This window comes from uncultured Campylobacter sp. (assembly GCF_937949835.1).
Taxonomy (GTDB): domain Bacteria; phylum Campylobacterota; class Campylobacteria; order Campylobacterales; family Campylobacteraceae; genus Campylobacter_B.
Map to the genome: position 1 here is coordinate 1 of NZ_CALEDC010000038.1, position 4,169 is coordinate 4,169.

Here is a 4,169-nt window from a genome sequence, read left to right on the forward strand (position 1 = left end):
CTAATGCCGCAAGCGCGGCTAGAAATAGGTTTTTCATATTTTCCCTTCAAATAAATTTTGGTTCAGAGCAGGGCGCCCGCTGTCCTCGGCGCGTAAATTTGCACGAAATAGTACGCGCCAGCTCAGGGCTTACGTTATCGCGCTTCAAGGCATGCAACTACGCGCGAGATAAGCGGTAGCGCGGAATTCTAACGTCGCTCGGCGCCTTTTGCAAGCGCTTTGCGGCAAATTCGCCCAAAACCCCAGCGCGCAAAGCCAGTATCTACGGGCTAAATTTATCAAGCCGACGTCGCCCAGACGCGTAAAAATCGCTGCTCGCTCGCCTCAAACGAGCACTCCTGCCAGTCCCAGTCGTTCTCGCCGCCCATTACGAAATTACGAGGCTCGCCAGGTAGCCCTGCCGCGCTCAAAGCAGCCGTTATCCGCTCTTTCATAAAATCATCGGGCTCGCTCGGCGTAAATTTTTCAAATTTTATCTCGTAAAGGGAGGCGAGCCCAAAGTCCGCGCGCACGAGCTTGCCGCACTGCTGCGCGAACTCCGCCGCGCTACATTCGTGCTTTGGGGCGTAGTACCAAACCTCCAGCTCCTCGATGCTTTCGCCCCCAAATTTTATGGATTTTATCATTTTGGCTCCCTTTTCGCTTGTCGCGGCGGTTTAAATTTCGTCGCTTAAATTTCACTTGCGCCCATACGGCGCAGGTCTCACGCGTAAGATAAAACCTTCGCCATTTGGCGCAAGCGTGCTGCGCGGTCAAATTTTAAATTTATCCGCCGCGCTTTAAATTTAGACGCCGAAGTCCGCCCGCATCCCCTCTTTGCCTTTCGGCGTAAAATAGCAAACGACGTAGCAGAGCATTCGGTCTTTGCAGTCGTATTTGGCTTCGAGGCCACGGGTAATGCGCGCAAACTCCTGCGGCGGCTTGTCCGCAAAGGCGTCTCGTAGCTCCTCTGCGGCGATATGTCGCGGACTAAGGAGCAGATACGCCGCGCCGCCGTCCTCATCCTCACTTATCGCGCGTAAAATTTCATCGCTCGCGCAAACCCGCCAATGCTCCTTACCATCCCACTCGCGTAGGCTCAAAAACGTCGTGCCGCCGTCAGCGTCCAAAGCCTTTTCGTTTGGAATTTGAGCGCGTAAGGAGCCTTTATTTAAGCTCTCCTCGCTCGCGACCTCGATAAAAACGTCCGTGCCGAGCAGATAGCCGGTCCGCTCAAACTCGCTCTCGTACTCCCAGCCGTCAAATTTAGCGGCAAATTCGCGCACCCGCTCGTCCGCTTCGCAGCCGAACATCATCGCGTCGCTATCTGAAATTTTAACGATATAAGGCTCGTTCATGGGATTTTCCAAATTTTATTGCGGCCCGCATTTTCCGTAAACCCACTCGCGAGTTTCGTTTAGCTTAAACTCGCCGTCCTTTAGAAAATACTGCTTGCTGCTTTTGATCGCGTTTTCGCCCGCGGCTATGTAGTCGCCGATGAAGCCGCGATCCAGGACGTCGTGCGCTAAAATTTCAGGCTCAAAGACGTTTTGCGTCCTTTGCGTCTCGCGCCATTTGCCGCTCTCATCAGGCTCGCGCAGTGTGATGGAGACGTTGTTGCCTGCTTCGTCGTAGTCGTAGATATACTCGTACTGCTTGCCGTCGGAAGCCGCGCGATTTTTTATCACATTGCCGCGCGCGTCGTAGCTAAACTCGTTTTCAAACACGACCTCCCAGCGCTGCAGCTCCTCGCGCCAAAGCATGGTTTGCTCGCGCAGAGGCCTGCCTTCCTCGGTCTCCTCGTGCACGTTTTTGTAGTACTCTCTCCACTCGTTTTTTGCGGCGTCCCAGCGCGATCTTAGCTCGCTAAAGCGCCTATGCTTAGGTTCGATTTTGTATAAGGCCTTTTCGTCGCGCTGCCAGATGCCGTCCTTCCATATAAAATTTATCTCGCTGCGCGTTCCGTCCGCCGCCGTAAAGACGGTATGTTTTGTAAGCGGTACCCATTTGCCGCGCCACGCGTAGCCTTCGGAGCCCGCGTAAACGTCGCCGTTGTAGTGGTATATCGATTTTTCGTACGGCATCCATTTTTTCGCTTTGGCGTTCCATTCATAGGTCGCTACGAAATTGTTTCTGTCGTTTTCATCGACAATCCTTTTTGTAAGGTGCGTCGGCGTCCATCTGCCCTTTTTTAGCGTGAAATTTTGTAAAATTTCCGTTTTGCCCTCGCGCTTTTCGACGGCTTTTTCACCCTCGTATGGCTTGCCGTCCTTGCTTTGCAGGCTGAAATAAATTTTTGAACCGTCCTTTGCGATCTCCTGCTTGCTTATCGCCGTTTCGCGCAATTTGTTTGTATCCGCGTCCCAGTCGTATTCGACATTTTCGATCTCGCGCTCGCCGCTTTCGTCAAATTTGCTAAAGCTTTTCGATACGGATGCTCCCTCTTCGCTGCTCTTTCTGTAAATTTTTTCTAAGCGGCGGGCTTTGGCGTCGTAGTTTTGGCTCACTTCATATTCGTAGCGCGGCACGGCGCCGCCCTCTGTTTTGTAGCCCGTCTTTTGCAGGCAAATTTTATCCGTTCGCGCTTTGAAATTTGATGCCGTTTCGTGCGTCTCGCCCGTCTCGGTTGCGCCTGCTGGCATCGCAAGCGCTAATGTCGCCGCCAAAATGGAGCTTGCTAAAACTGCCGTCCGCGCCCTCGAATTTACCGCCGCTCGCGCCCTAAAAGCGCCCGCCGAAATAATCGCTCGCGCCTTTAAATTTACCGCTGCAAAATCTGCCGCATCCTCGGGCAAAATTTTAAAACCACCTCTCATGACCGCTCCTTTATTTAAATTTTAAATCGCGTTTACCGCTTTATATCCTCGCTCGAAAAGGCTCTCTCGCCTTCATAAATTTTCTCATAGCGGCTTAGCTTGCCCTCTTTGAAATAGCCGATGAAATAGGCCGCCGATCTTTCGGCCTGCTCTTGCGAAATTTCATCGTAGAGGCGGGCGGGCTCCTTTGATTTTTGTTTGTGTAGGCACGAACAGCTGCGAAAATAGCGCCTTTTGATTTTAAAATTTTGCGCCTCGCCGCCTTGCTCGTCTGCGCGCTTTATTGCGCTTATTTCGCTACTTTGCTTGCCTGCGGGCGGCTGGTCATCTCTTTCGCCGCCACCTATCGTCTGTTTTTGTCCGCTTGCCGAGCCGTGATCTTGCGCCTCTACGGCGGCAAAACAGATACTCGCCGAAATTAAAGCCGAAATAGCCGCCCTTACCGCTCTAATTAAAACCATTTTTCAACCTTTCCTTTTGCCGCCGCTGCGTGCGGACCTGCCGCGGCGTAGGATTTAAATTTTAAAATTTACGCGGCGCACGAATACCTCCGCGCTAGCTAAATTTAACCGCGACTCTCGCATAAATACCGCTATGCCGCTAAATTTTAATCGCGACACTCACACGAATATTGCTCGTCCGCTAAATTTAAACGCAAAGCTCGCGCAACACCGCGTCCGTCAAATTTAAACGCGACGCCGCGACGATAAAATTTAATCGCAGCACGCGTGCAACGCCGCGCAAATAAAATTTCGCGGCTAAATTTTACCGACGCATCTTCAAACGCTACTTTATCTTTTTATATTTCCACGTCTTTTCCGTTATGAGCTCGGATTTGCCGTCTTTAAGCTTAAATTCCTTAAAGCTCGTTATCGCGTAGATACTAGGCATCTCAAACATCATCAGCGCGGCTCCGTGCCCCACGCTATCAGCCGGGATTTGGGTATCGTAAGTGGCCTCCGAGCGCCCGGTTTGCACCCATTTGCCGCTCGCATCAAGCTTGTAGATATCCATCGCTGTATTGCTGCCGTGCTCGTCGTAGCTATAGACGTATTTGCCGCTACTGGAATTTGATTCGTGGCTTTGCACGAGCGGGCGCTCGTCCGATTTGTCGTAAATTTCGCCGTTTGAGTAGCTTTTGACCCACTCTTTAAGCCGCTCGTCCCACAGATACGAGGTCATATTAAGATCCGCCCCCTTCTTGATAACGGTCTGTTTGCTCATATTATCCCACGCGCCCTTCTCGTCGTTCCAGATGAAGCTCGTAACGACCTCCTCGCCCTTTGCGGCGTTAAGCTCATGCTTACTCATCGTCGCGTTTTGCCACGCGCCGTTTTGAAAAGTGCTGCGGATCTGCTCGTAGCTGCCGTTTCG

4 protein-coding genes and 1 pseudogene are annotated in these 4,169 nt (G+C 52.0%); all 5 read right to left on the bottom strand.

Annotated features, from left to right (window positions below):
- Positions 1-278 precede the first annotated feature (278 nt).
- Positions 279-626 carry a hypothetical protein gene (locus Q0256_RS00840; RefSeq protein WP_297959157.1) on the bottom strand — a complete coding sequence of 116 codons (348 nt, stop codon included), beginning with the start codon at positions 624-626 and terminating at the stop codon, positions 279-281.
- 159 nt (positions 627-785) lie between these two features.
- On the bottom strand, positions 786-1,337 hold the full coding sequence (locus Q0256_RS00845; RefSeq protein ID WP_297959159.1) for a hypothetical protein: 552 nt from the start codon (positions 1,335-1,337) through the stop codon (positions 786-788).
- 15 nt (positions 1,338-1,352) lie between these two features.
- Positions 1,353-2,795 (bottom strand): hypothetical protein, encoded by a 1,443-nt coding sequence (locus tag Q0256_RS00850; protein WP_297959161.1) that lies wholly within the window; start codon positions 2,793-2,795, stop codon positions 1,353-1,355.
- A gap of 32 nt (positions 2,796-2,827) precedes the next feature.
- Positions 2,828-3,256: a hypothetical protein gene (locus Q0256_RS00855; protein ID WP_297959162.1), complete on the bottom strand. Its 429-nt coding sequence runs from the start codon at positions 3,254-3,256 to the stop codon at positions 2,828-2,830.
- A 325-nt stretch (positions 3,257-3,581) separates the two neighbouring features.
- Positions 3,582-4,169 (bottom strand): annotated as a pseudogene (locus Q0256_RS00860) (hypothetical protein); the annotation flags it as partial.